Here is a 21,725-nt window from a genome sequence, read left to right on the forward strand (position 1 = left end):
GAGACTGTACTGTGGACAACAAGGTAAAAGCCTATTTGCAGGCCTTTGGTGTTAGCGAGGCGACCCAACGCTTTCTCAGCAAGCCGCAGCGCATGTTCATTGGGGGTGCCTGGCTGGAAGCCAGCGACGGTGGCAGCGCCGAGGTGGTCGAGCCCTCTACCGAAGGGGTACTGACGCGCATCCCCATGGGTACCGCAGATGACCTTGACCGTGCGGTGCGCGCCGCGCGTGCGCAGTTCGACGGTGGCGCCTGGAGCCAGCTGAAACCGCTGGAGCGCGAACGCCTGATCCATCGCCTGGCCGACCTGATCGAAACCCACGGCGACGAACTGGCGCAGATCGAAGCCATCGACATGGGCAAGTCGGTGGTGCAGGCGCGTGCTGTCGACATTCAGGGCACGGTCGACACCCTGCGCTATTTCGCCGGTTGGGCCAGCAAGATTCATGGCCGCACCGTCGAGCCTTCGCTACCAGGCAATTACCTGGCATACACCCGCAAGGAAGCGGTAGGGGTGGTCGGCGCCATCGTGCCGTGGAATTTCCCGCTGCAAACCATGGCCTGGAAACTGGGCGCAGCGCTGGCCACCGGCTGCACCGTGGTGGTCAAGCCGGCGGAGCTGACCTCGCTGTCGGCATTGCGCTTTGCCGAACTGGTACAGGCGGCAGGCCTTCCCGACGGGGTGGTGAACATCGTGACCGGGCGCGGCAGCGTGGTCGGCCAGGCGATGTCCAGCCACCCGGGCATCGACAAGCTGAGCTTTACCGGCTCTACCCCGGTGGGTTGTACAGTGGGCAAGACGGCGATAGACCAGATGAAGCGCCTCACCCTCGAACTGGGCGGCAAGTCGCCAGTGATCGTGTTTGCCGACGCGGACATCGAGGCGGCGGCGCAAGCCGTGGCCAACGGCGTATTCTTCAATTCCGGGCAAGTGTGCGACGCCGGTACCCGTGCTTACATCGAGCGCAGTGTCTACCCGGCATTTCTCGAAGCGCTGGCGCGCTACACCGCGACGTTGAAGATCGCCCCGGGGCTCGACCCTGAGTGTTTCATCAGCCCCATGGTGTCGCAGCAACAGCAGCAGCGGGTGCTGGATTACATTGCTCTGGGCAAGGCTGAAGGCGCGCAGGTGCACTATGGCGGCGAGCCGCTGGACGGCCCGGGCTTTTACGTGCAGCCGACAATCTTCGCCCACTGCCGCAACGACATGCGCATCGTCAGCGAGGAAATCTTTGGCCCGGTGCTGGTCACCCAGCCGTTCGATACCCAGGAGCAGGCCCTGGCCCTGGCCAACGACTCGCTGTTCGGCCTGGCCGCGGCGATCTACTCCAACGACCTGGGCAGGGTGCACGGGCTGATCCCGCAGTTGCGGGCCGGTACCGTGTACGTCAACGCCCACAGCACCCTCGACCCGGCCATGCCGTTCGGTGGCTACAAGCAGTCGGGCTATGGCAAGGACCTGGGCGCGGAACAACTGGAGTTTCTGCTGGAGACCAAGGCGGTCTGGATCACCTTGCCCTGAGGTTCAGGGCCTGTCTGCGTCGCTGAGGTTTGGCGAGCGACGCAGGTTCAATCAAGCATCGAATTTCAAGAACAAGAACCTGTCGAGGTGATGCCGATGAACAGCCAAGTAGATGTGGAACGTGCGCAGGACCTGGAAAGGCGCCTGTGCGCCTACGAGGAATTGGAGAAGCGTGTGCAGTGGCCGGGCGCCTTGACGGCGGCTGACGTGGTTGCACTTACCCTGCTGGTGCTGGTGATGATTGCTGGCGCGTACTACCTGGGAGGCCAGCCATGAGCGCCTCCCGCGAGCAGGAGTTTCGCCTGGGTGCGGAACGTGGCGACACCCCCTTGCTACCCGGTGAGCGGGTCTGGGGCTTCTGGGGCTTTGCCTACGCCAACTCGGCGCTGGCGGTGGCCACCTGGGTGTTCCTGATCGGCGGCGCCACGGCGCTGTTCGTCGGGCCCTTGCAAGGGATTGCGGCGATCATCATCGGCAACATTATCGGCGTGGTGCTGGCTGCCTCGTCCACCTGCCTGCCCTGTGGCAAGTACGGCGTCGAGCAGTTCACCTTCCTGCGCAGCATGTTCGGCCTCAATGGCAGCCGCCTGGTCTACTTCCTCTCGGTGGTGGTGCTGACCATGGGGTGGCTGGCGGTGCTTGGGCTGATGTGCGGGCGGGCGCTGGACAACCTCGAGACCCTGGTGCAACAGCGCCAGCCCGGCGCAGACGGTTGGCTGGTAACCGCCGGGGCTTTGCTGGCCATTGTGCTGGCGGCCCTGGTTGCCATGCGCGGGCCGGACATGATCCGCCGCCTGAGTGCGGTGATCGCACCCAGCCTGATCCTGATCATGCTGGCACTGATGTACTTCATTTCCCGGCGCTACAGCCTCGACGAACTGCTGGCCATGCCGCCCTTGCAGCCACCCTTCCAGAACCCGCACGTCAACTTCATGGTCGCGGTGGAAATCAACATTGCTGCGGGCTTTTCGTGGTGGCCCTACATCGGCAACCTGTCGCGCCTGTGCAGCAACCAGCGTACGGCCTTCTGGCCCAACCTGGTGGGCATCTTCGGCGCCGCTTCGCTGGGTGAGTCGGTCAGCCTGTTCGCGGCCACCACCCTGGGCAGCAGCGACCCCACGGCGTGGATGCGCCTGGCCGGTGGCATGGGCTTCGGTATCATCGCCTTGAGTTTCCTGGCGCTGGCGAACCTGACCGGCATGGTCAACATCCTCTACACCGCAGTGATCGGCTTGCGCCAGCTGGCAGGCGAACGCCTGCGCAGTGTGGGTTGGGGGGTGTTGATCGCGCTGTTCTGCATCATCCCGGTGGTTATCGTGGTGTTGCTGCCGGGGATCTACGATGGCTTCTTCATCTTCCTGGTATGGACCTCCGCCCTTAACAGCGCTCTGGCCGGTATCGGCATCGCCGATTACTTCTTCCTGCGCAAGCAACGCCTGAACCTGCGGCACATCTACGCCGAACAGAGCGTGTCGCCCTTGCGCTACTGCAAAGGCTTCAACCCCGTCGCGCTGGTGGCGCTGGCGGCGGGCTTTGCGGTCTACGTGGTGGTGTTCAACCCGCAAACCCTGGCCCATACCGACTTCTTCACCTTCGCCACGGCCTCGCTACCGTCCTGCCTGCTGGCCGGGCTGGTGCACTACGGCCTGACCCGACTGCTGGCAGCACGCCTGGGTTGGGGCGGCTACCCAAAGCGTAATGCACGCAATATCGAGGCCGTAGGCCTTCGCGCACAGGACTAGAACAATGACCAAGCGATACGACTACATCATCATCGGTGCGGGCTCGGCCGGCTGCGTGTTGGCCAACCGCCTCAGCGAAGACGCCGGTACTTCGGTACTGGTACTGGAGTTCGGCGGCAGCGACCGCAGCGTGCTGATCCAGATGCCCAGTGCGTTCTCCTTGCCGATGAACACCAAAAAATACAACTGGCACTACGAGACCGTGGCTGAGCCGCACCTCGATAACCGGCGCCTGCACTGCCCACGGGGCAAGGTGCTGGGCGGTTCGTCGTCGATCAATGGCCTGGTGTACATCCGTGGCCATGCCTGTGACTTCGATGAGTGGGAAAGCCTGGGCGCGAAAAACTGGAGCTACCGCAATTGCCTGCCGTATTTCAAACGTGCCGAGCAATACAAATTCGGTGGTGACGACTACCGGGGCGGGGCGGGGCCGCTGTCGACCAACAACGGCAACAACATGAAAAACCCGCTGTACGGTGCCTGGATCGAAGCCGGTGCCGAGGCCGGCTACATCAAGACCGACGACTGCAACGGCTACATGCAGGAAGGCTTTGGTGCCATGCACATGACGGTGAAGGATGGCGTGCGCTGGTCCACCGCCAATGCCTACCTGCGCCCGGCCATGAGCCGGCCGAACCTGACCGTGATCACCCATGCCATGACCCGGCGCATCTTGCTGGAGGGCAAGCGGGCGGTGGGCGTGGAGTACGACCAGGGCGGGCAGACGCACAAAGTCATGTGCAACCGCGAGGTGCTCGTGGCGTCTGGCCCGATCGGTTCGCCGCACTTGCTGCAGCGCTCCGGCATCGGCCCGGCTGCGGTGCTGAAAAACGCCGGTATCGAGGTGCGCCACGACTTGCCTGGGGTGGGCGAGAACCTGCAGGACCACTCGGAAATCTACATCCAGTATGCGTGCAAGGAGCCGGTAACCCTCAACGGCAAGATGAACCTGTTGGGCAAGGCCCTGATCGGCTTGCGCTGGTTGCTGTTCAAGGACGGCCTGGGGGCCAGCAACCACTTCGAGGCGGGCGGCTTCATCCGTTCGTCCAAGGGCCTGCGCTGGCCGGACATCCAGTTTCACTTCCTGCCAGCGGCCATGCGCTACGACGGCGACAAGCCCTTCAAGGGGCATGGTTTCATGGTGCTGACCGGGCCCAACAAGCCCAAGAGCCGGGGCCATGTGCGGGCGTTGTCGGCCGACCCTTACCAGCACCCGCAAATCCGCTTCAACTACCTGGCGAGCGAAGAGGACCGCGAGGGCTTCCGCCGCTGTGTGCGGCTGACCCGCGAGATCATCGCCCAGCCGGCCATGGACCGCTACCGCGGCGAAGAGCTGGCGCCGGGGCCGCAGGTGCAGACCGACGAAGAAATCGACGCCTTCGTGCGCGCCAACATGGAAAGCACCATGCACCCGTGCGGCTCGTGCCGCATGGGCGAGGATGACATGGCAGTGGTGGACTCTGCGTTGCGTGTACACGGCTTGCAGGGGCTGCGGGTGATCGACTCCTCGGTGTTCCCGAGCGAGCCCAATGGCAACCTCAACGCCCCGACCATCATGCTGGCCGAGCGCGCCGCCGACCTGGTGCGCGGGCGCCAGCCGCTGGCACCGGCTGATGTGCCGGTTGGGCTGGTGGGGGGCTGGGAAGAAGAGCAGCGTAGCCGCAAGCCGGTGCGCGAGATGCCTGTCCGTTAAACTACCGGTTGACGCGGTCAATGTGGGAGCGGCCTTGTGTCGCGAAAGGGCTGCAAAGCAGCCCCAGGATTTCAGCGCAGAAGCACAAATTGCTGGGGCTGCTTTGCAGCCCTTTCGCGACACAAGGCCGCTCCCACAGAGGCCAGTCCAGGCCATGAGATTGGACTGAATGCGCTCCATTGGAATGATTTCGATACAGGTCGTGCAAGGACAGCGCTGGCGATGCCTTGGGCAGTTCTAGGGCCTGATTGACACAAATAGATGGAGTGACTTCTTTACAGCCGGTCCAGCCCTTTACGCCAGAACCCCTCTAACTCGCAGTATTTGCGCTTGGCACAGACCTTGCTCCCCCACCTTGCACTCGCTCGGCACTGAACGTTGTTCATCCGGTCCCGAGGGTTGAACTTGTGACGTTATAAAAACAATTAAACCAGCAAGGTACATAACAATGACTAACTTGCCGCACGGTCACTGCCCGCCTGAAGGTGACGCACACGCACTCAAACGCAACCTGTCCAACCGCCATATCCAGCTGATCGCCATCGGCGGTGCCATCGGCACCGGCCTGTTCATGGGCTCTGGCAAGACCATCAGCCTGGCTGGGCCTTCCATCATCTTTGTCTACATGATCATCGGCTTCATGCTGTTCTTCGTCATGCGCGCAATGGGCGAGCTGTTGCTGTCCAACTTGCAATACAAATCGTTCATCGACTTTGCTGCTGACCTGCTAGGGCCGTGGGCGGGGTTCTTTACCGGCTGGACCTACTGGTTCTGCTGGATTGTCACCGGCATTGCCGATGTGATTGCCATTTCTGCCTATACACAATTCTGGTTCCCCGACATGCCATTGTGGATACCGGCGCTGACCTGCGTGGGGCTGTTGCTGACGTTGAACCTGATGACCGTCAAGATGTTCGGGGAAATGGAGTTCTGGTTCGCCATGATCAAGATCGTGGCCATTTGCGCGCTGGTCTGCACCGGCTTCTACATGGTGGCGGCGGCCTATCAGTCGCCGGCCGGGCATGCCGCAGCGCTGGCCAACCTGTGGAACGACGGCGGGATGTTCCCCCACGGCGCCATGGGCTTTTTCGCGGGCTTTCAGATAGCGGTGTTTGCCTTCGTCGGCATCGAGCTGGTGGGTACGACTGCGGCCGAAACCAAGAACCCGGAGCGCAACCTGCCGCGGGCGATCAACTCGATTCCGGTGCGCATCATCGTGTTCTATGTGCTGGCGCTGATCGCCATCATGGCCGTTACCCCGTGGCGTGAAGTGGTGGCCAACAAGAGCCCCTTCGTCGAGTTGTTCGTGCTGGCCGGCCTGCCGGCAGCCGCAGGCATCATCAACTTCGTGGTACTGACCTCGGCCATGTCGTCGGCCAACAGCGGCGTGTTCTCGACCAGCCGCATGCTTTACGGCCTGGCGATGGACGGTGATGCGCCTGGCAAGTTCGGCGCACTGTCCCGCCGTGCCGTGCCCTCCAATGGCCTGATCTTCTCGTGTATGTGCCTGACCGGCGGGGCGCTGGTGATCTACCTGGTGCCGAACATGCTCGATGCCTTCACCCTGATTACCACGGTATCGGCACTGCTGTTCATGTTTGTCTGGTCGATCATCCTGCTGTCGTACCTGGCGTACCGCAAGCAGCGCGACCCGTTGCACCAGGCGTCGAAGTACAAGATGCCGGGCGGCACCGTGATGTGCCGGGTATGCCTGGCGTTCTTCGCCTGCATCCTGGCATTGCTGGCATTGGAGGCCGACACCCGCATGGCGTTGTACCTGGTGCCGGTGTGGTTTGCCGTGCTGGGCCTGGCGTACCGGTCCATCCGCCAGAAAAAACAGGCGACGGCGCAGTTGTCGTTTGACGCTGATTGACCGGCCCATTCATGTGTTGCCCAAGGGGACGGCGCGCTGCGCTGTCCCCTTGTTGTCTTGTTGCCAAACACGGATTTTGGCTGAGGAGCTTAGATGAGAATCCACGTCAATTTTGTCGACCGTGTCGGCATCACCCAGGAAATCCTGTCGCTGCTCGGGGCGCGCAACCTCAACCTGGACGCGGTGGAAATGATTCCGCCGAATGTCTACATCGATGCCCCGACGCTGTCCCCGGTCGTGCTGGATGAACTGTATGCCGCCTTGTTGGGGGTGGACGGTGTGCAGGAGGTGTCGCTGGTCGACTTCCTGCCCGGCCACCGCCGGCGCTTGCAGCTGGAGGCCTTGCTGGCCGCCATGAGCGACCCGGTGCTGGCAGTGGACCCCACTGGCCATGTGCTGCTGGCCAACCCGACGCTGGTCAGCCTGGTGGGCCACGAGCCGGCGGGTGAGCCGTTGAGCAAGCTGTTTGCCGAGCCGAACCTGGCGCAGAACCTGATCGACAAGGGTTTTCGCCTGCCCATGTGCGAGGTGAGCTTTCAGGACCAGTCCCTGCTGCTGGAGGCCACGCCCATCAGCGGCGGCGCCGAAGGCCTGGTGGGGGGCTTGCTGACCCTGTACCCACCCAGCCGCATCGGCGAGCGCCTGGCCTCGCTGCTGCATGACAACGGTGAAGGGCTTGGGGCGTTGCTGGGGGAATCGGCCGCGCTGCAGGCGCTCAAGGCGCGCTTGCACAAAGTGGCGAGCCTGGAGGCGCCGTTGCTGATCCAGGGCGAGACCGGTACGGGCAAGGAGCTGGTGGCCCGTGCCTGCCATGCGCTCAGTGCCCGGCGCGATACGTCATTCCTGGCGCTGAACTGCGCAGCGCTGCCCGAAAGCCTGGCCGAAAGCGAGCTGTTCGGCTACGCCGCCGGCGCCTTCACCGGCGCCCAGCGCGGTGGCAAGCCGGGCCTGTTGGAGCTGGCCGATGGCGGTACGGTGTTTCTCGATGAAGTGGGCGAGATGTCGCCCTACCTGCAGGCCAAGCTGCTGCGCTTTCTCAACGACGGCAGTTTTCGCCGGGTGGGGGGTGGCAACGAGGTGCGGGTGAATGTGCGGGTGGTCTGTGCCACCCACCGTAACCTGGAAAACATGGTGATGGAGGGCAGTTTTCGCGAAGACCTGTACTACCGGCTGAACGTGCTCAACCTGAAGGTGCCGCCCCTGCGCGAGCGCGGCAAGGACATTCTGCTGCTGGCCGAACATTTCCTGCGCCAGGCCTGTGCGCAGATACAGCGCTCACCCTGCCGCCTGGCGTTGGCCACCCATCCGCTGCTGTTGGGCAATCGCTGGTCAGGCAATGTGCGTCAGTTGCAGAACGTGATTTTCCGCGCAGCAGCCATCAGCGAAGGCGAGGTGATCGACTGCGACGACCTGGAACTGGCCGGCACCGCATTGAGCAGTCAGCAGGCCGAGGGGGCGGAAATCGTCAGCCTGGAGGCCGCCGTGCAGGCCTTTGAAAAGGCCTTGCTGGAGAACTTGTACCAGAGCTACCCCTCAACCCGGCAACTGGCCGTGCGGCTGCAGACTTCCCACACGGCCATCGGTCAGCGCCTGCGCAAGTACGGCATTGCCAGCCGGGTCTCGTAGCTGACCCGGTTCGAATGCGCTCCACTGGAGTGATTGCGCTCCGTTTTGCTGTGGAGCCCGCATCCAGTGGCGGGCCCCATAATCGATGATTGCCGGGCGCTGGCGGTGGAGCGAATACGCTCCGATGCAGGTACTTCGAAACGTTCGATCGCATGCTCCAAGCTACTGATAAATATAGAAAATACTGAGTTGGCATCGCCCTTGCTCTTGTGTCTGGCAGTCCCGCACAGGGACCCACCCGCTAACAAGAGAGGAACGTCCATGAGCACTCTGCGTTTTACGCCCGAACACGAATGGCTGCGTCTGGAAGCGACCGGCGAGCTGACCGTTGGCATCACCAGCTATGCCCAGCAGGCGCTGGGTGACGTGGTGTTCGTGCAACTGCCGGAGCCTGGCGAGTACGGGGAAGGCAATGAAGTCGCGGTGCTCGAGTCGGTAAAGGCCGCCAGCAACATCACCATGCCGGTGAAAGGCACGGTGGTGGCGGTTAACCAGGCACTGGCCGACGACCCTGAGCTGATCAACGCCTCGCCCATGCAGGACGGCTGGTTCTTCCGTATCCAGGCCAGCAACCCTGCTGACCTCGATAGCCTGATGGACCAGGACGGCTACGACCGCTTCCTGGCCGACAACGCCTGAACCGGGGTGGCCGCCATGAACAACCCGTGTATCCCGCTGGGCACGCTTGATGAATTTGTTGCCCGTCACATTGGCCCGCGCGAAGGCGATATCGCGGCCATGCTGGCGCTGACCGGCCATGATTCGCTCGACGCGCTGGTCGACAGCGTCATCCCCGTCAGCATAAAAGGCAGCAGTGTGCTCACGCTGACCCCGGGGCAGGGCGAGGCAGAGGCGCTGGCCGCACTCAAGGCGATTGCCGCGAACAACCAGCTGTATCGCAACCACATCGGCCAGGGCTATTACCCTTGCCATACCCCGGCTCCGATTCTGCGCAACCTGCTGGAGAACCCGGCCTGGTACACCGCGTATACCCCGTACCAGCCGGAAATTTCCCAAGGCCGCCTGGAAGCACTGCTGAACTTCCAGACCCTGATCAGCGACCTGACCGGTATGGAAATCGCCAACGCCTCGTTGCTCGATGAAGCCACCGCTGCCGCCGAGGCCATGACCTTCTGCAAGCGCCTGGCGAAGAACAAAGCCCCGGCGTTCTTCGCCTCCCGCCATTGCCACCCGCAAACCCTCGATGTGTTGCTTACCCGTGCGCGGCCACTGGGTATCGAGGTGGTCATCGGTGATGAGGCGGCGCTGGAGGGCCAACCCCTGGACGGCTATTTCGGCCTGCTGTTGCAGTACCCGGCCAGTACCGGTGCAATTGTCGATCACCGCGCCCTGGTGCAACGCGCCCATGCAGCGGGCGCGCTGGTTTCGGTATCCGCAGACCTGCTGGCCCTGACGTTGCTGGCGCCCCCGGGGGAGTGGGGCGCAGACGTGGTCATCGGCAGTGCCCAGCGCTTTGGTGTGCCACTGGGTTTCGGCGGCCCGCATGCGGCGTACTTTGCCACCCGCGATGCGTTCAAGCGCGACATGCCCGGCCGCCTGGTCGGCGTGTCCATCGACCGCTTCGGCAAACCGGCACTGCGCCTGGCCATGCAGACGCGCGAGCAACATATCCGCCGCGAGAAAGCCACCAGCAACATCTGCACCGCACAAGTGCTGCTGGCCAACATCGCCAGCATGTATGCGGTTTACCACGGCCCCCGAGGCCTGGCACAGATCGCCCGGCGGGTGCATCGCCTGACGGCGATCCTGGTGCAGGGGTTGCGCCAGCTTGGGCATCATGTCGAACAGGCGCACTTCTTCGACACCGTCAGCGTGGTAACCGCCAGGCCGTTGGCCGATGTGCTGGCGGCGGCCAACGCTGCCCGGCTGAACCTGCGCCTGATCGACGACGTTCGGGTTGGCGTCGCGCTGGATGAAACCTGCGAGCAGGAGAGCGTCGAGGCCCTGTGGCAGGTGTTCGCGGGCGCCGGGCAGGCGCTTCCGGAGTTCGCCGCTTTGGCTGCCGACGGTGCCGATTGCCTGCCGTCGGTGCTGCTGCGTGACACGCATTACCTGCAGCACCCGGTGTTCAACCGTTATCACTCTGAAACCGGGCTGATGCGCTACCTGCGTCGCCTGGGCGACAAGGACCTGGCCCTGGACCGCAGCATGATCGCCCTGGGCTCATGCACCATGAAGCTCAACGCTGCCAGCGAGATGATCCCGATTACCTGGCCCGAGTTCGGCGCCCTGCACCCGTTCGCCCCGGCCAGCCAATCGCTGGGCTACCGTCAACTGACCGATGAGCTGGAGGCCATGCTGTGTGCGGCCACCGGGTATGACGCCATGTCGTTGCAGCCCAATGCCGGGTCCCAGGGCGAGTACGCCGGCCTGCTGGCCATACGCGCCTACCACGCCAGCCGTGGCGAGGCCGGGCGTGATGTGTGCCTGATCCCGTCGTCGGCCCATGGCACCAACCCGGCCACGGCGCAGATGGCCGGCATGCAGGTGGTGGTGGTCAACTGCGATGAGCGCGGCAATGTCGATGTGACCGACCTGCAGCACAAGGCCGAGCAACACAAGGCCAAGCTGGCGGCCCTGATGATTACCTACCCCTCGACCCATGGTGTGTTCGAAGACGGCATCACGCGAATCTGCGACATCATTCATGCGTGTGGCGGCCAGGTGTACCTGGACGGCGCGAACATGAACGCCATGGTCGGGCTGTGTGCGCCCGGCAAGTTCGGTGGCGATGTGTCGCACCTGAACCTGCACAAGACCTTCTGCATTCCCCACGGTGGCGGCGGCCCCGGCGTCGGTCCGATCGGCGTCAAGGCGCACCTGGCGCCGTTTCTGCCGGGGCACGGCCACCTGCCCAAGCAGCAGGGTGCGGTCAGCGCGGCGCCGTATGGCAGTGCCAGTATCTTGCCGATCACCTGGATGTACATCCGCATGATGGGCGGGGCAGGGCTCAAGCGTGCCTCGCAGCTGGCGATCCTCAGTGCCAACTACATTGCCCGGCGCCTGGAAGAGCACTACCCGGTGCTGTACACCGGCGAGAACGGCCTGGTGGCCCACGAGTGCATTCTTGACCTGCGCCCGCTCAAGGACAGCAGCGGCATTGGCGTCGAGGATGTGGCCAAACGGCTGATCGACTTTGGCTTCCATGCCCCGACCATGTCCTTCCCGGTGGCCGGCACGCTGATGGTCGAGCCGACCGAGAGCGAGTCCAAGGAGGAACTCGACCGCTTCTGCGCCGCGATGATCTGCATCCGAGAAGAAATTCGCGCGGTGGAAAACGGCACCCTGGACGCGCTCGACAACCCGTTGAAGAACGCCCCGCACACTGCCAGCGAACTGGTCGGTGAATGGGCCCACAGCTATAGCCGGGAACTGGCGGTGTACCCGCTTGCCGACCTGCGCGAGAGCAAGTATTGGCCGCCGGTGGGGCGCGTGGACAACGTTTACGGCGACCGCAACCTGGCCTGCGCCTGCCCGCCGCTGTCGAGCTATCAAGACGCCTGACCCTGCTGACCCGGAGCCGCTCCGGGCCATATTTGCCGACCAGACAATCAAGGAATCACACCCATGTTCCATAAAAGCCTGACCCTGTCCGATTTCGACCCTGCGCTGTCCGGGGCCATCCGCCGCGAAGTGCAACGCCAGGAAGACCACATCGAGCTGATCGCTTCGGAAAACTACACCAGCCCGCAGGTGATGCAGGCCCAAGGGACCGAACTGACCAACAAGTACGCCGAAGGCTACCCCGGCAAGCGTTATTACGGTGGCTGCGAGCATGTCGACGTGGTCGAGCAGTTGGCCATCGACCGCGCAAAACAACTGTTCGGTGCGGGTTATGCCAACGTCCAGCCGCATTCTGGCTCCCAGGCCAACGCTGCGGTCTACCTGGCCTTGCTGCAAGCCGGCGACACCCTGTTGGGCATGAGCCTGGCGCATGGCGGCCACCTGACCCACGGTGCCAAGGTGTCGTCCTCGGGCAAGCTGTACAACGCTGTGCAATATGGCATCGATGCCAACGGCATGATCGACTACGACGACGTCGAGCGCCTGGCCGTCGAGCACCAGCCGAAGATGATTGTGGCGGGCTTCTCGGCCTATTCGAAAACCCTCGACTTCCCGCGTTTTCGGCAGATCGCCGACAAGGTCGGGGCCTACCTGTTCGTCGACATGGCCCACGTCGCCGGGCTGGTAGCGGCGGGGTTGTACCCCAACCCGCTGCCGTATGCCGACGTGGTCACCACCACCACCCACAAGACCCTGCGCGGGCCACGTGGTGGCCTGATTCTGGCCAAGGCGGACCCGGAGCTTGAGAAAAAGCTCAATTCGGCGGTGTTCCCGGGCGGGCAGGGCGGGCCGCTGATGCACGTGATCGCGGCCAAGGCGGTGTGCTTCAAGGAAGCTTTGGAGCCTGGCTTCAGGGACTACCAGCGCCAGGTCATCAGCAACGCCCAGGCCATGGCACAGGTGTTCATGCAGCGGGGCTTCGACGTGGTTTCAGGCGGCACCGACAACCACCTGTTCCTGGTCAGCCTGATCCGCCAGGGCATTACCGGCAAGGACGCCGATGCTGCGCTGGGGCGTGCGCACATCACGGTGAACAAGAACGCCGTGCCCAACGACCCGCAGTCGCCGTTCGTGACCTCGGGCCTGCGCATCGGCACCCCGGCGGTGACGACCCGTGGCTTTAAGGAAGCGGAGTGCCGTGCCCTGGCGAGCTGGATCTGCGACATCCTCGACCACCTCGGTGATGCTGACGTCGAGGCCCATGTGGCGGGCCAGGTCTCTGAATTGTGCAAGCTGTTCCCGGTATATCCGGCCTAGCAAATGGGGCCGCTCTGCGGCCCTTCGCGGGCTTGCCCGCGAAGGCTGCAAAGCAGCCCCTGTGATGCTGTCGGTCAATATCAGCCCAGAGCCAGGAGCCAGCCATGTCAACCGAACAACTGCAACACACACCACCGCGCCCGCAGCCGTTGCAGGCCGGGGTAAAACTGCGCGGCGCCGAAAAGGTGGCGCGTATCCCGGTGAAAATCCTCCCCACCGAGGATGTGCCACGCAAGCCCGACTGGATCCGCGTGGCCATCCCTACCACGCCTGAGGTAGCGCGGGTCAAGGCCCTGCTGCGCAAGCACAAGCTGCACAGCGTGTGCGAGGAAGCCGCCTGCCCGAACCTGGGCGAGTGCTTCTCTGGCGGCACGGCGACATTCATGATCATGGGCGACATCTGCACCCGGCGGTGCCCGTTCTGCGACGTCGGCCATGGTCGGCCCAGGCCGCTGGACGTCGACGAGCCGAAGAACCTGGCCATCGCCATCGCCGACCTGGGCCTGAAGTACGTGGTGATCACTTCGGTGGACCGTGACGACCTGCGCGATGGCGGCGCCGGGCATTTTGCCGATTGCCTGCGCGAGATCCGCAGGCTGTCGCCGGGCATTCAGCTGGAAACCCTGGTGCCCGATTACCGCGGGCGCATGGAGGTGGCCCTGGCCATCACCGGGCAGGAACCGCCAGACGTGTTCAACCACAACCTCGAAACCGTGCCGCGCCTGTACAAGGCGGCCCGGCCGGGCTCGGATTTCGAGTGGTCGCTGGACCTGCTGGAGCGCTTCAAGCAACAGGTACCGAGGGTGCCGACCAAGTCCGGGCTGATGCTCGGCCTGGGCGAAACTGATGAAGAAGTGATCGAAGTGATGCAGCGCATGCGTGAGCATCAGGTCGACATGCTGACGTTGGGGCAGTACTTGCAGCCGTCACGCAGCCACCTGCCGGTGCAGCGCTTTGTGCACCCGGACACCTTTTCCTGGTTTGCCGAGCAGGGCTTGGCAATGGGGTTCAGAAACGTGGCGTCCGGGCCACTGGTGCGTTCGTCCTACCATGCTGACCAGCAGGTGCAGTGAGCGGAACGGGTCGTTGCCGGTTGAGCGTTGTGCGCTGATCGGGGTATAAAAAGGGAGGGAATTCAAAGTTGGCATGAAAATCTCATGTACAGCGCTAGGCATGCGATTTTCGTAACCTTGCGTTCACCCTCCATGGACAAAAACAACAGGGGGCTTACATGAGTTGTCTGATTTGCGCAGGGCAGGCGCAATCCGTTGAATGCACCCATGGATGGGAAGAGCGGCATTGCTCCCAGTGTGGATGTTACCGAATGTCACAAGCGCTCATCCTGGTGATGATGGAAGAGGGGCAGATTTTCGATACGGCGCGCATGCGGGAATGGCTGGCGGCTCGGCGCGTGCTGGTGCCTGTTCCTTCCATCGATCATACCCAGGCAATATTGGCGCGTTGAACGCATGTAGCCGCGGGCATGGTGTACCTGGCTTGGTGGACTGCGGCATCATAGCGTGCCCGGCCATCAACGCACCCAGGAGACCACGATGATCAACACTGGCGATCTATTGCCCGACGTTACGCTGTACGCGTACAACAATGACGAAGGCGCCTGCGCGATCGGGCCGAATGCCTTTTCCGTTCACGAGCGCTGCAAGCATAAAAAAGTGGTTGTTTTCGGTTTGCCCGGCGCGTTCACGCCTACCTGTTCCGAACGCCACGTCCCAGGTTATGTGGCTGAGGCACAAGCGTTGTTCGCCGCGGGCGTTGACGAAATCCTCTGCGTGTCCGTGAACGATGCGTTTGTCATGAATGCCTGGGGCAACAGCCTGCAGGTGGGCGAAAAGGTCAGGATGATTGGCGATGGCAACGGCGAATTCAGCGACGCACTGGGCTTGATCCAGGACCTGTCCGCGCGTGGATTGGGGCGCCGTTCCCTGCGTTATGCCATGGTTGTCGACAACCTGGTGGTCAAGCACGTTGCTGTCGAAGCGCCTGGCCAGTTCGAGGTCAGTGATGCAGCGAGCGTGCTGGCGGCGTTGCGTCAGTTGTAAGCGCCAGGCCTTTCAGTCAAGGACTGTCATGGGCGCCGAAGAATATGTTCAATCCGACCCGATAACAACAAGGTATACCCGGTTGAAACTTCACCAACTCAAGGCGTTGGTCGCCATCCACAACGCAGGCAGCATCCTTGAAGCTTCCAAGCTCATGCACATTACCCAGCCTGCGCTGAGCCGTTCGATCAAGGAGCTGGAACGGGAAGTCGGCTTCAGCCTGTTGCAGCGGTCGCACAAAGGCATGGCCCTTACCGAGGAAGGCAAGCGCGTCATCCGCCACGCCAACCTCGTGGTGGAGAGCATCCGTCGCCTGCAGATCGAAGCGGCGAGCATTCAGGATGCCGCGCTGGGCGCGGTGTCGATCGGGGTGACCTCGCTGACGGCGATGCTCGATGGTGTCGATGAAAGCATCCTGGCCTTCCGGCGCAAGTACCCGCGGGTGAAGATCACCATCACCGACTTGCGTCCCAGCCAGATCCTGCAACGCCTGCGCGACGGCAGCCTGGACTTTGCCATTACCTCGCAGCAACCCCTGAGCCGGCTGAGCCTGGACTGGGAGGCGCTCGGCAGCATCAAGGGCAGGGTGATTTGCCACGCGTCCAATGCACAAAAGTTTTCCAAGTCTTTGCGCACCTTGCAGTACGGCCACTGGATCAGCCTGGATGAGCTGTCGGACCAGGCTTCGCAGTTTCACCAGCTGTTCGAGGTCAACGGCCTCCAGGTGCCGCAGAACACCGTTGAATGCACCTCGGTGATGATGGCGCTCAAGCTGCTGAAGAATACCGAATCGTTGATGACCATCAGCGAGCTGGCGGTGGACCAAGGGTTTACCTTTAGTGTGGATGGCGAGTACGTGGTCATGGCCGTGCAGGAGTTGATTCCGGACTACCCCATCAACCTGGTCTGTATCGACCGCCACAGCCTTACGGCGCCTGCCCAGGAGCTGTTTCACAGCTTGCGCGGGCAGGTGCTCAGGCAAACCCGTCCCGTGGCCTCAGAAGTGGTAGTACATGCCTAGCGAGACATTGCTGGGGTTGTCGCCAACCTGATCCACCGGGGTGCCAGCGTAGGTGACCGACGACGCACGCTGGTTGGCAATCAGGCCCAGCCGGCCATAGATGGCCCAGCGTGGGTTGATGAAATGGTCATAGCCAATCATCACGCCTGCTGCGTCCTTGTCGCGGGCGGTAACCTGGCGCTGCATCACGGCCAGGCGCAGCACGTCCCGCTCGCCGACCGGCGCCATCACCCCGAAGGTGTACAGCGTGGTACTGGGCGTGCCGGCCTGGTCTACGTCCTGGCGTTGCCAGGTCAGGCTGGTGGCCAGTGGGCCGAAATCGTAGAACGCCGACAGGCTCTTGTAGTAGTTGGCGGTCTGACGCGAGGTGCCAGCGTCGTCCCAGGGGTCGCTGTAGTACAGGTTGTAGGAGGCCAGCAGCATCACCCGGCTGTTACGATACTGCAGCCGGGCGCCACCACCACGCACGGTGCGCCCCTGGCTGGCGGCATCGTCGAAGCCGAAGCTTAGCGCGGTGCCGATGCTGAAACCGTTCAGGTTCGGGCTGGTGTAGGCCAGGGTGTGCTTGGGGCGCAGGTCCAGGTAATAGGCGCCCTTGCCGGCGGCAGGCAGGGCCAGGTAGGTGTAGGGCGAGCCATATGTGGCCAGGAACGGGTCGGCGTAGGTGGGCGTGCCCATGCTGTAGGTCTTGCCGAACTCAAGCTTGCCCAGGGTGCGCGAGCGCAGGGCTAGCGTTGCCAGGCGCAGGGTGCCAATGGTGTCCCAGGTGCCCTCCAGGGCTTTGCCATTGACGTTGAAGCCTTCCTCGACGTCCAGTTCCAGTACGGTGTCAGGGGTAAGCCCCTTGCGGGCATACAGCCCGACCTTGTTGGTCCAGGCGCCGCCGCCGGCCAGGCGAAAGCCCGAGTGGTGCTGCGAGTCGTGATAGCTGGCGAATGCATCCACGGTGCCGTAGACCTTGAGCTTGTCATCGAAACCGTAATCCACCCCGTAATAGCCAAAACCCGGTGCAATCCGGCCGAGCGTCGGAAAGCCCTCGGCCTGTGCCTGCACGGCAAGGCATGCCCCTTGGATCATCAACAACAACGACGTAGTGCGAGTGTTCATTCACGACTCCAGGCCAGCACAGTGATGTGGTGGCTGTAGCGTCGGTGAACAGCACGTTGCAGCGTGATTGCTTATTCGGCCATGTCATGCCGTTTGGTTAATCAAGGCCCCGCGGGGCGTTACGGTTGGCGAGAACGTCTGCGCTAGACAGGCTTCGAACCCGCGCGAGGCCGCGCTTGCTGCCCGGTTGAGTGAGCACTGATGGGGCAGCGCGCAGAGGCAGGGCAATCTGCGCGCCAGTTTAGGGCAATTTGGTCAATGACCGGGTCGGTCAATTAACCATCGGTTAGCCACATGCCGAAACTGCAAGTGTGTTGGGTGCCCGATTGGCCGATATTCGCTGCACGCCGCGAATTGCCATCGGAGATAACAATGACCAGACCGCTACCCGCACCGCCCCTTATGCAGACGGGCGCGCATTCAGCCGCGCAGGCATCTTCCTCACGTAAAACCTTGATTGCCTGCTCGCTGGGCAATGCACTGGAAATGTACGACTTCACGATCTACAGCTTCTTCGCTGTGCTGATCGGCAGGCATTTCTTCCCCTCCGAGTCGGCAATGGCATCGTTGTTGATGTCGCTGGCCACCTTCGGCGTCGGTTTCCTGATGCGCCCGGTGGGGGCGATGGTCATCGGTCGCTATGCCGACCGGCGCGGGCGCAAGGCGGCGCTTAGCCTTACCATCGGGCTGATGACCTTGGGCACAGCGCTGATCGCGTTTGCGCCCACCTACTCGCAGATCGGTATTTTTGCCACGGTGCTGCTGGTGGTCGGCCGGCTCATCCAGGGTATGTCGGCAGGCGGGGAGGTGGGTACTGCGTCAGTGTTCCTGATGGAGTCCAGCGCGGTTGGCAAGCGTTGCCAGAACGTCAGCTGGCAGGCCGCCAGCCAGGGCTACGCCGCCCTGCTGGGCGCCGGCTTCGGCTTTGCGCTCAGCCAGTTGCTCGACCCCGCTGCCCTGGAAAGCTGGGGCTGGCGCATACCGTTCATCTTTGGCCTGCTGATCGGCCCGGTCGGTTGGTACATACGCACGCGCTTGCCGGAAACCCACGAGGCCGCCGCAGCGCACAAGGCCGAGCCGGCGCTGGACGCCGAAGTGCTCAAACGTATCGCCCAAGGCATCGGCCTGATGGCCAGCTCGACCATCGGCATGTACCTGTTCGTGTTCTACATGCCCACCTACCTGACCACGGCCTTGCACTACCCGCCAGGCAGCGCAATGGCCATTGCCTGTATCAGCAGCGGCTGCATGGCGATCATCTGCCCGCTGGCGGGCAAGTTCGCCGACAGGTACCAGCTGCGCAAACGCCTGCTGGGGTGGACGGTAGCCACGCCAGTGGTGCTGACCCTGCCGGTGTTCTACCTGCTGGGGCAGGTGCAACACATGGGCCTGGCCATGATGTGCGTAGCGGTGCTGATCTTGCCCACCTGCATCGGTGCCGGTGCGTTCTTTGCGCTGATGATGGAGGGCTTCCCCAAAGCGCAGCGCTCCTTCGGTACCTCGGTCAGCTACAGCCTGGGGGTGACCATCTTCGGCGGGTTTTCGCCGCTGGTGGCGACCTGGCTGATTGCGGCGCTCGGCACCCCGTTGGCGCCGGCCTACTTCCTGCTGGCTGGCGGCGTTCTCAGCCTGGCCTGCCTCAAAAACTTCCCCGAAAACACAGGATGCGAATGACATGGGCACTTTGAACATGACTGTCTTCCAGAATGATCAACCTCAGGCCCCGGCAGCAGAGCTGGATGAGTTCGTCGTGATCCGCCGGCAGATTCACGCCGCGCCGGAGCTTGGTGGCGACACGCCTGACACGGCGGCGCTGGTAGCCGACAAGTTGCAGGCCTGGGGTTATGAGGTGCATCGCAACGTGGGCGGGCATGGGGTTGTCGGGGTGTTGCAGGTAGGGGAAAGCCCCCGCAGCATTGGCCTGCGAGCTGACATGGACGCACTGCCCATGAGTGAGAAGAACCCCTTTGCGCATGCCAGCAAAATCCCCGGCCGCATGCATGCCTGTGGGCATGACGGGCACACCGCGATCCTGTTGGCAGCTGCAGCACAGTTGGCGGCAACACGCAATTTCAACGGCACGTTGAACGTGATCTTTCAGCCGGACGAAGAGGGCCTGGCCGGGGCCAGGGTGATGATCGACGACGGCCTGTTCGAGCGCTTCCCGTGTGACTCGGTGTACGCGCTGCACAACATGCCCGGCATGCCGGTGGGCACCTGCGTGGTGCAAACCGGCCCAACCATGGCGTCCTCCGAGCGCGTCAGCATTCGTATCACGGGCAAAGGTGGCCACGGGGCGATGCCGGAACTGTCGGTGGACCCGGTAATGGCGTTGAACAGCCTGATCAGTGGCATCCAGACCATCAAGTCGCGCAACCTGAGCGTCGAGGACTATGCCGTCATCAGCATCGGCATGATCCAGGCCGGTACCGTCTACAACATCATTCCTGACGAGGCCAGCATGCTGCTGAGCGTGCGCACCGACACGGCCGAGACCCAGCAAAAGATCAACAGCCGCATTGACGCCCTGGCCAGGGGGCATGCCGAAAGCTTTGGCGTGGAGATCGATGTGCAATTCACTCAACTGGCGCCCGCGTTGTGCAACAGTGATCACGAAAGTGCGTTGCTGCGTGAAAGCCTGAGGCCATTGTTCGCCGACGGCTCGTTACTGGACAAGATGCCGAAGAAGGTCATGGGCACCGAAGACTTTGCCTACATGTTGCAGGCGCGACCTGGCTGTTACTTCATGCTGGGGAATGGTACAGGCGAGTTCCATGGGTGCTCGGTGCATAACCCGCACTACGATTTCAATGATGCGTTGGTGAAGATCGGCGCCGATTGTTGGGTAAAGTGGGTGCAGGACTACCTGCGTTGATGCCGTTGTCGGGGGGCCACGGCCCCCACAGCCCCTGCGAGCGCTGCTTCACCCTGTGGTAGCAGCTGTTTTGCACAGCGCCTGAAAGCCTGCGCGATCACGGTGGGAGCAACTGTCTTGCTCAACTTCTAAAAGCTGGCGCGATCACTGTGGGAGCGGGCTTGCCCCGCGAACACGGGCGAAGCCCGTGCCATCCAGCGCGCAGCCTGCTTCGCGGGCACGCCGCTCCCACAGCAGCCAACCCTGCCACGTGCTACAGCAATTGAACGTCCCGCCACGCCAGGGCTCTCACAAGCAAAGGGTACAGCGAGGCCACCTTCATGAGCATCGAGCGCAGCATTCCCGAACTGAAAGCCTGGTACGCCCAGTACGATGACATCAGTTACCGGCGCGAGTCACCGGATGCCTACCACCATGAACTGGTTCGTACCGCAGAAGCCCTGCGCGACGATGGCACCATCGACTGGGATGACTGGCTGGCGCTCAAGGCGCTGGCCGATGAGGCGCATATCCGCGCCCTGGAAGATGCCGTGCAGGCCCATGTCAGCGACCCTGACGCATGAAAGCGATGAAAATTGCCACCTTCAATATCAATGGCATCCGCAGCCGCTTGCCCGCGCTGCTGGCCTGGCTGGAGCGCGAGCAGCCCGATATCGCCTGCCTGCAGGAGCTGAAGGCGAGCGACCAGCAGTTCCCTCGCGCGCAGTTGGAGGCGGCAGGTTATGGCTGCCTTTACCAAGGGCAACCCTCCTGGAACGGGGTGGCCATCCTGGCGCGGGGCAGCGATCCGCTGGAGGTTCGGCGCGGCGTGCCAGGCATGGAGGATGACAGCCAGAGCCGCTATCTGGAAGCGGCGGTACACGGGGTGCTGGTAGCGTGCCTCTACTTGCCGAACGGCAACCCGCAGCCAGGGCCCAAGTTCGATTACAAGCTGCGCTGGTTCGAATGCCTGATCAAGCATGCGCATAGCCTGTATCAAAGCGGCCACCCCACGCTGCTGGCCGGTGATTTCAATGTCGTGCCCACCGACATGGATATCTACAACCCCCGCTCCTGGCTGAAGGACGCCTTGCTCCAGCCTGAGTCGCGCGCGTGTTACCAGCAACTGCTGGACCAGGGCTGGGTCGATGCCATACGCCATCTGTACCCGGACGAGCGTGTCTACACCTTTTGGGACTATTTCCGAAACCACTGGCCGCGCAATGCCGGGTTACGCATCGACCACCTGTTGCTGAACGCCGAACTGGCCCCCTACCTGAAGCAGGCGGGGGTGGATGCCTGGGTGCGCAACGAGGTCAAGGCCAGCGATCATGCACCCGCCTGGATAGCGCTGGGTGCACGTCGCGCCCGATCAAAGAACGTGTGA

18 protein-coding genes are annotated in these 21,725 nt (G+C 63.0%); 17 read left to right on the plus strand and 1 reads right to left on the minus strand.

The window, feature by feature from the left end; genetic code table 11:
* The first annotated feature begins 11 nt into the window (after positions 1-11).
* From AC07XM_RS02825 to AC07XM_RS02885, 13 genes are all read left to right on the plus strand, one after another.
* Positions 12-1,520 (plus strand): aldehyde dehydrogenase family protein, encoded by a 1,509-nt coding sequence (locus tag AC07XM_RS02825; protein ID WP_102688850.1) that lies wholly within the window; start codon positions 12-14, stop codon positions 1,518-1,520.
* Positions 1,521-1,616: 96 nt separating this feature from the next.
* Positions 1,617-1,796, plus strand: a complete 180-nt coding sequence (locus AC07XM_RS02830; protein ID WP_016500197.1) for a hypothetical protein — start codon at positions 1,617-1,619, stop codon at positions 1,794-1,796.
* Positions 1,793-3,262: a cytosine permease gene (locus tag AC07XM_RS02835; protein ID WP_102688851.1), complete on the plus strand. Its 1,470-nt coding sequence runs from the start codon at positions 1,793-1,795 to the stop codon at positions 3,260-3,262. The genes AC07XM_RS02830 and AC07XM_RS02835 overlap by 4 nt, the downstream gene beginning before the upstream one ends.
* Before the next feature lie 4 nt (positions 3,263-3,266).
* Positions 3,267-4,955: a choline dehydrogenase gene (gene betA, locus AC07XM_RS02840; RefSeq protein WP_060516742.1), complete on the plus strand. Its 1,689-nt coding sequence runs from the start codon at positions 3,267-3,269 to the stop codon at positions 4,953-4,955.
* A gap of 448 nt (positions 4,956-5,403) precedes the next feature.
* The gene (gene cycA / locus AC07XM_RS02845; protein ID WP_016486213.1) at positions 5,404-6,828 is read left to right on the plus strand and encodes a D-serine/D-alanine/glycine transporter; all 1,425 of its coding nucleotides are present in this window, start codon (positions 5,404-5,406) and stop codon (positions 6,826-6,828) included.
* 93 nt (positions 6,829-6,921) lie between these two features.
* On the plus strand, positions 6,922-8,454 hold the full coding sequence (gcsR, locus tag AC07XM_RS02850; protein ID WP_016486214.1) for a transcriptional regulator GcsR: 1,533 nt from the start codon (positions 6,922-6,924) through the stop codon (positions 8,452-8,454).
* 261 nt (positions 8,455-8,715) lie between these two features.
* Entirely contained in the window at positions 8,716-9,093 is a 378-nt protein-coding gene (gene gcvH / locus AC07XM_RS02855; RefSeq protein WP_023047041.1) for a glycine cleavage system protein GcvH, read from the plus strand.
* A gap of 15 nt (positions 9,094-9,108) precedes the next feature.
* Positions 9,109-11,979 (plus strand): aminomethyl-transferring glycine dehydrogenase, encoded by a 2,871-nt coding sequence (gene gcvP, locus AC07XM_RS02860; RefSeq protein ID WP_102688890.1) that lies wholly within the window; start codon positions 9,109-9,111, stop codon positions 11,977-11,979.
* A gap of 63 nt (positions 11,980-12,042) precedes the next feature.
* Entirely contained in the window at positions 12,043-13,296 is a 1,254-nt protein-coding gene (gene glyA / locus AC07XM_RS02865; RefSeq protein ID WP_016486217.1) for a serine hydroxymethyltransferase, read from the plus strand.
* Positions 13,297-13,400: 104 nt separating this feature from the next.
* On the plus strand, positions 13,401-14,369 hold the full coding sequence (gene lipA, locus AC07XM_RS02870; RefSeq protein ID WP_102688852.1) for a lipoyl synthase: 969 nt from the start codon (positions 13,401-13,403) through the stop codon (positions 14,367-14,369).
* A gap of 251 nt (positions 14,370-14,620) precedes the next feature.
* Positions 14,621-14,761, plus strand: a complete 141-nt coding sequence (locus tag AC07XM_RS02875; RefSeq protein WP_016486219.1) for a hypothetical protein — start codon at positions 14,621-14,623, stop codon at positions 14,759-14,761.
* 88 nt (positions 14,762-14,849) lie between these two features.
* The gene (locus AC07XM_RS02880; RefSeq protein WP_016486220.1) at positions 14,850-15,356 is read left to right on the plus strand and encodes a peroxiredoxin; all 507 of its coding nucleotides are present in this window, start codon (positions 14,850-14,852) and stop codon (positions 15,354-15,356) included.
* Positions 15,357-15,438: 82 nt separating this feature from the next.
* Positions 15,439-16,377: a LysR family transcriptional regulator gene (locus AC07XM_RS02885; protein WP_016486221.1), complete on the plus strand. Its 939-nt coding sequence runs from the start codon at positions 15,439-15,441 to the stop codon at positions 16,375-16,377.
* Here the strand turns inward: AC07XM_RS02885 and AC07XM_RS02890 are convergent.
* Positions 16,354-17,484 carry a porin gene (locus AC07XM_RS02890; RefSeq protein WP_016486222.1) on the minus strand — a complete coding sequence of 377 codons (1,131 nt, stop codon included), beginning with the start codon at positions 17,482-17,484 and terminating at the stop codon, positions 16,354-16,356. The genes AC07XM_RS02885 and AC07XM_RS02890 overlap by 24 nt on opposite strands.
* 372 nt (positions 17,485-17,856) lie before the next feature.
* Between AC07XM_RS02890 and AC07XM_RS02895 the strand changes: the two genes are divergently transcribed.
* From AC07XM_RS02895 to xth, 4 genes are all read left to right on the plus strand, one after another.
* Positions 17,857-19,158, plus strand: coding sequence for an MFS transporter (locus tag AC07XM_RS02895; protein ID WP_102688853.1), 1,302 nt, complete (start codon positions 17,857-17,859; stop codon positions 19,156-19,158).
* A 1-nt stretch (position 19,159) separates the two neighbouring features.
* Positions 19,160-20,359: a M20 aminoacylase family protein gene (locus AC07XM_RS02900; protein WP_371919266.1), complete on the plus strand. Its 1,200-nt coding sequence runs from the start codon at positions 19,160-19,162 to the stop codon at positions 20,357-20,359.
* A gap of 320 nt (positions 20,360-20,679) precedes the next feature.
* Positions 20,680-20,922, plus strand: coding sequence for a hypothetical protein (locus tag AC07XM_RS02905; RefSeq protein WP_016486225.1), 243 nt, complete (start codon positions 20,680-20,682; stop codon positions 20,920-20,922).
* Positions 20,919-21,725 carry an exodeoxyribonuclease III gene (gene xth, locus AC07XM_RS02910; protein ID WP_016486226.1) on the plus strand — a complete coding sequence of 269 codons (807 nt, stop codon included), beginning with the start codon at positions 20,919-20,921 and terminating at the stop codon, positions 21,723-21,725. The genes AC07XM_RS02905 and xth overlap by 4 nt, the downstream gene beginning before the upstream one ends.

It is taken from the genome of Pseudomonas sp. GW460-LB5 (assembly GCF_059423245.1).

Coding starts and splice junctions, on each gene's coding strand:
- AC07XM_RS02830 (WP_016500197.1), top strand. CDS start 1,617: ATGAACAGCCAAGTAGATGTGGAACGTGCGCAGGACCTGGAAAGGCGC.
- AC07XM_RS02835 (WP_102688851.1), top strand. CDS start 1,793: ATGAGCGCCTCCCGCGAGCAGGAGTTTCGCCTGGGTGCGGAACGTGGC.
- betA (WP_060516742.1), top strand. CDS start 3,267: ATGACCAAGCGATACGACTACATCATCATCGGTGCGGGCTCGGCCGGC.
- cycA (WP_016486213.1), top strand. CDS start 5,404: ATGACTAACTTGCCGCACGGTCACTGCCCGCCTGAAGGTGACGCACAC.
- gcsR (WP_016486214.1), top strand. CDS start 6,922: ATGAGAATCCACGTCAATTTTGTCGACCGTGTCGGCATCACCCAGGAA.
- gcvH (WP_023047041.1), top strand. CDS start 8,716: ATGAGCACTCTGCGTTTTACGCCCGAACACGAATGGCTGCGTCTGGAA.
- gcvP (WP_102688890.1), top strand. CDS start 9,109: ATGAACAACCCGTGTATCCCGCTGGGCACGCTTGATGAATTTGTTGCC.
- glyA (WP_016486217.1), top strand. CDS start 12,043: ATGTTCCATAAAAGCCTGACCCTGTCCGATTTCGACCCTGCGCTGTCC.
- lipA (WP_102688852.1), top strand. CDS start 13,401: ATGTCAACCGAACAACTGCAACACACACCACCGCGCCCGCAGCCGTTG.
- AC07XM_RS02875 (WP_016486219.1), top strand. CDS start 14,621: ATGTCACAAGCGCTCATCCTGGTGATGATGGAAGAGGGGCAGATTTTC.
- AC07XM_RS02880 (WP_016486220.1), top strand. CDS start 14,850: ATGATCAACACTGGCGATCTATTGCCCGACGTTACGCTGTACGCGTAC.
- AC07XM_RS02890 (WP_016486222.1), bottom strand. CDS start 17,484: ATGAACACTCGCACTACGTCGTTGTTGTTGATGATCCAAGGGGCATGC.
- AC07XM_RS02895 (WP_102688853.1), top strand. CDS start 17,857: ATGACCAGACCGCTACCCGCACCGCCCCTTATGCAGACGGGCGCGCAT.
- AC07XM_RS02900 (WP_371919266.1), top strand. CDS start 19,160: ATGGGCACTTTGAACATGACTGTCTTCCAGAATGATCAACCTCAGGCC.
- AC07XM_RS02905 (WP_016486225.1), top strand. CDS start 20,680: ATGAGCATCGAGCGCAGCATTCCCGAACTGAAAGCCTGGTACGCCCAG.
- xth (WP_016486226.1), top strand. CDS start 20,919: ATGAAAGCGATGAAAATTGCCACCTTCAATATCAATGGCATCCGCAGC.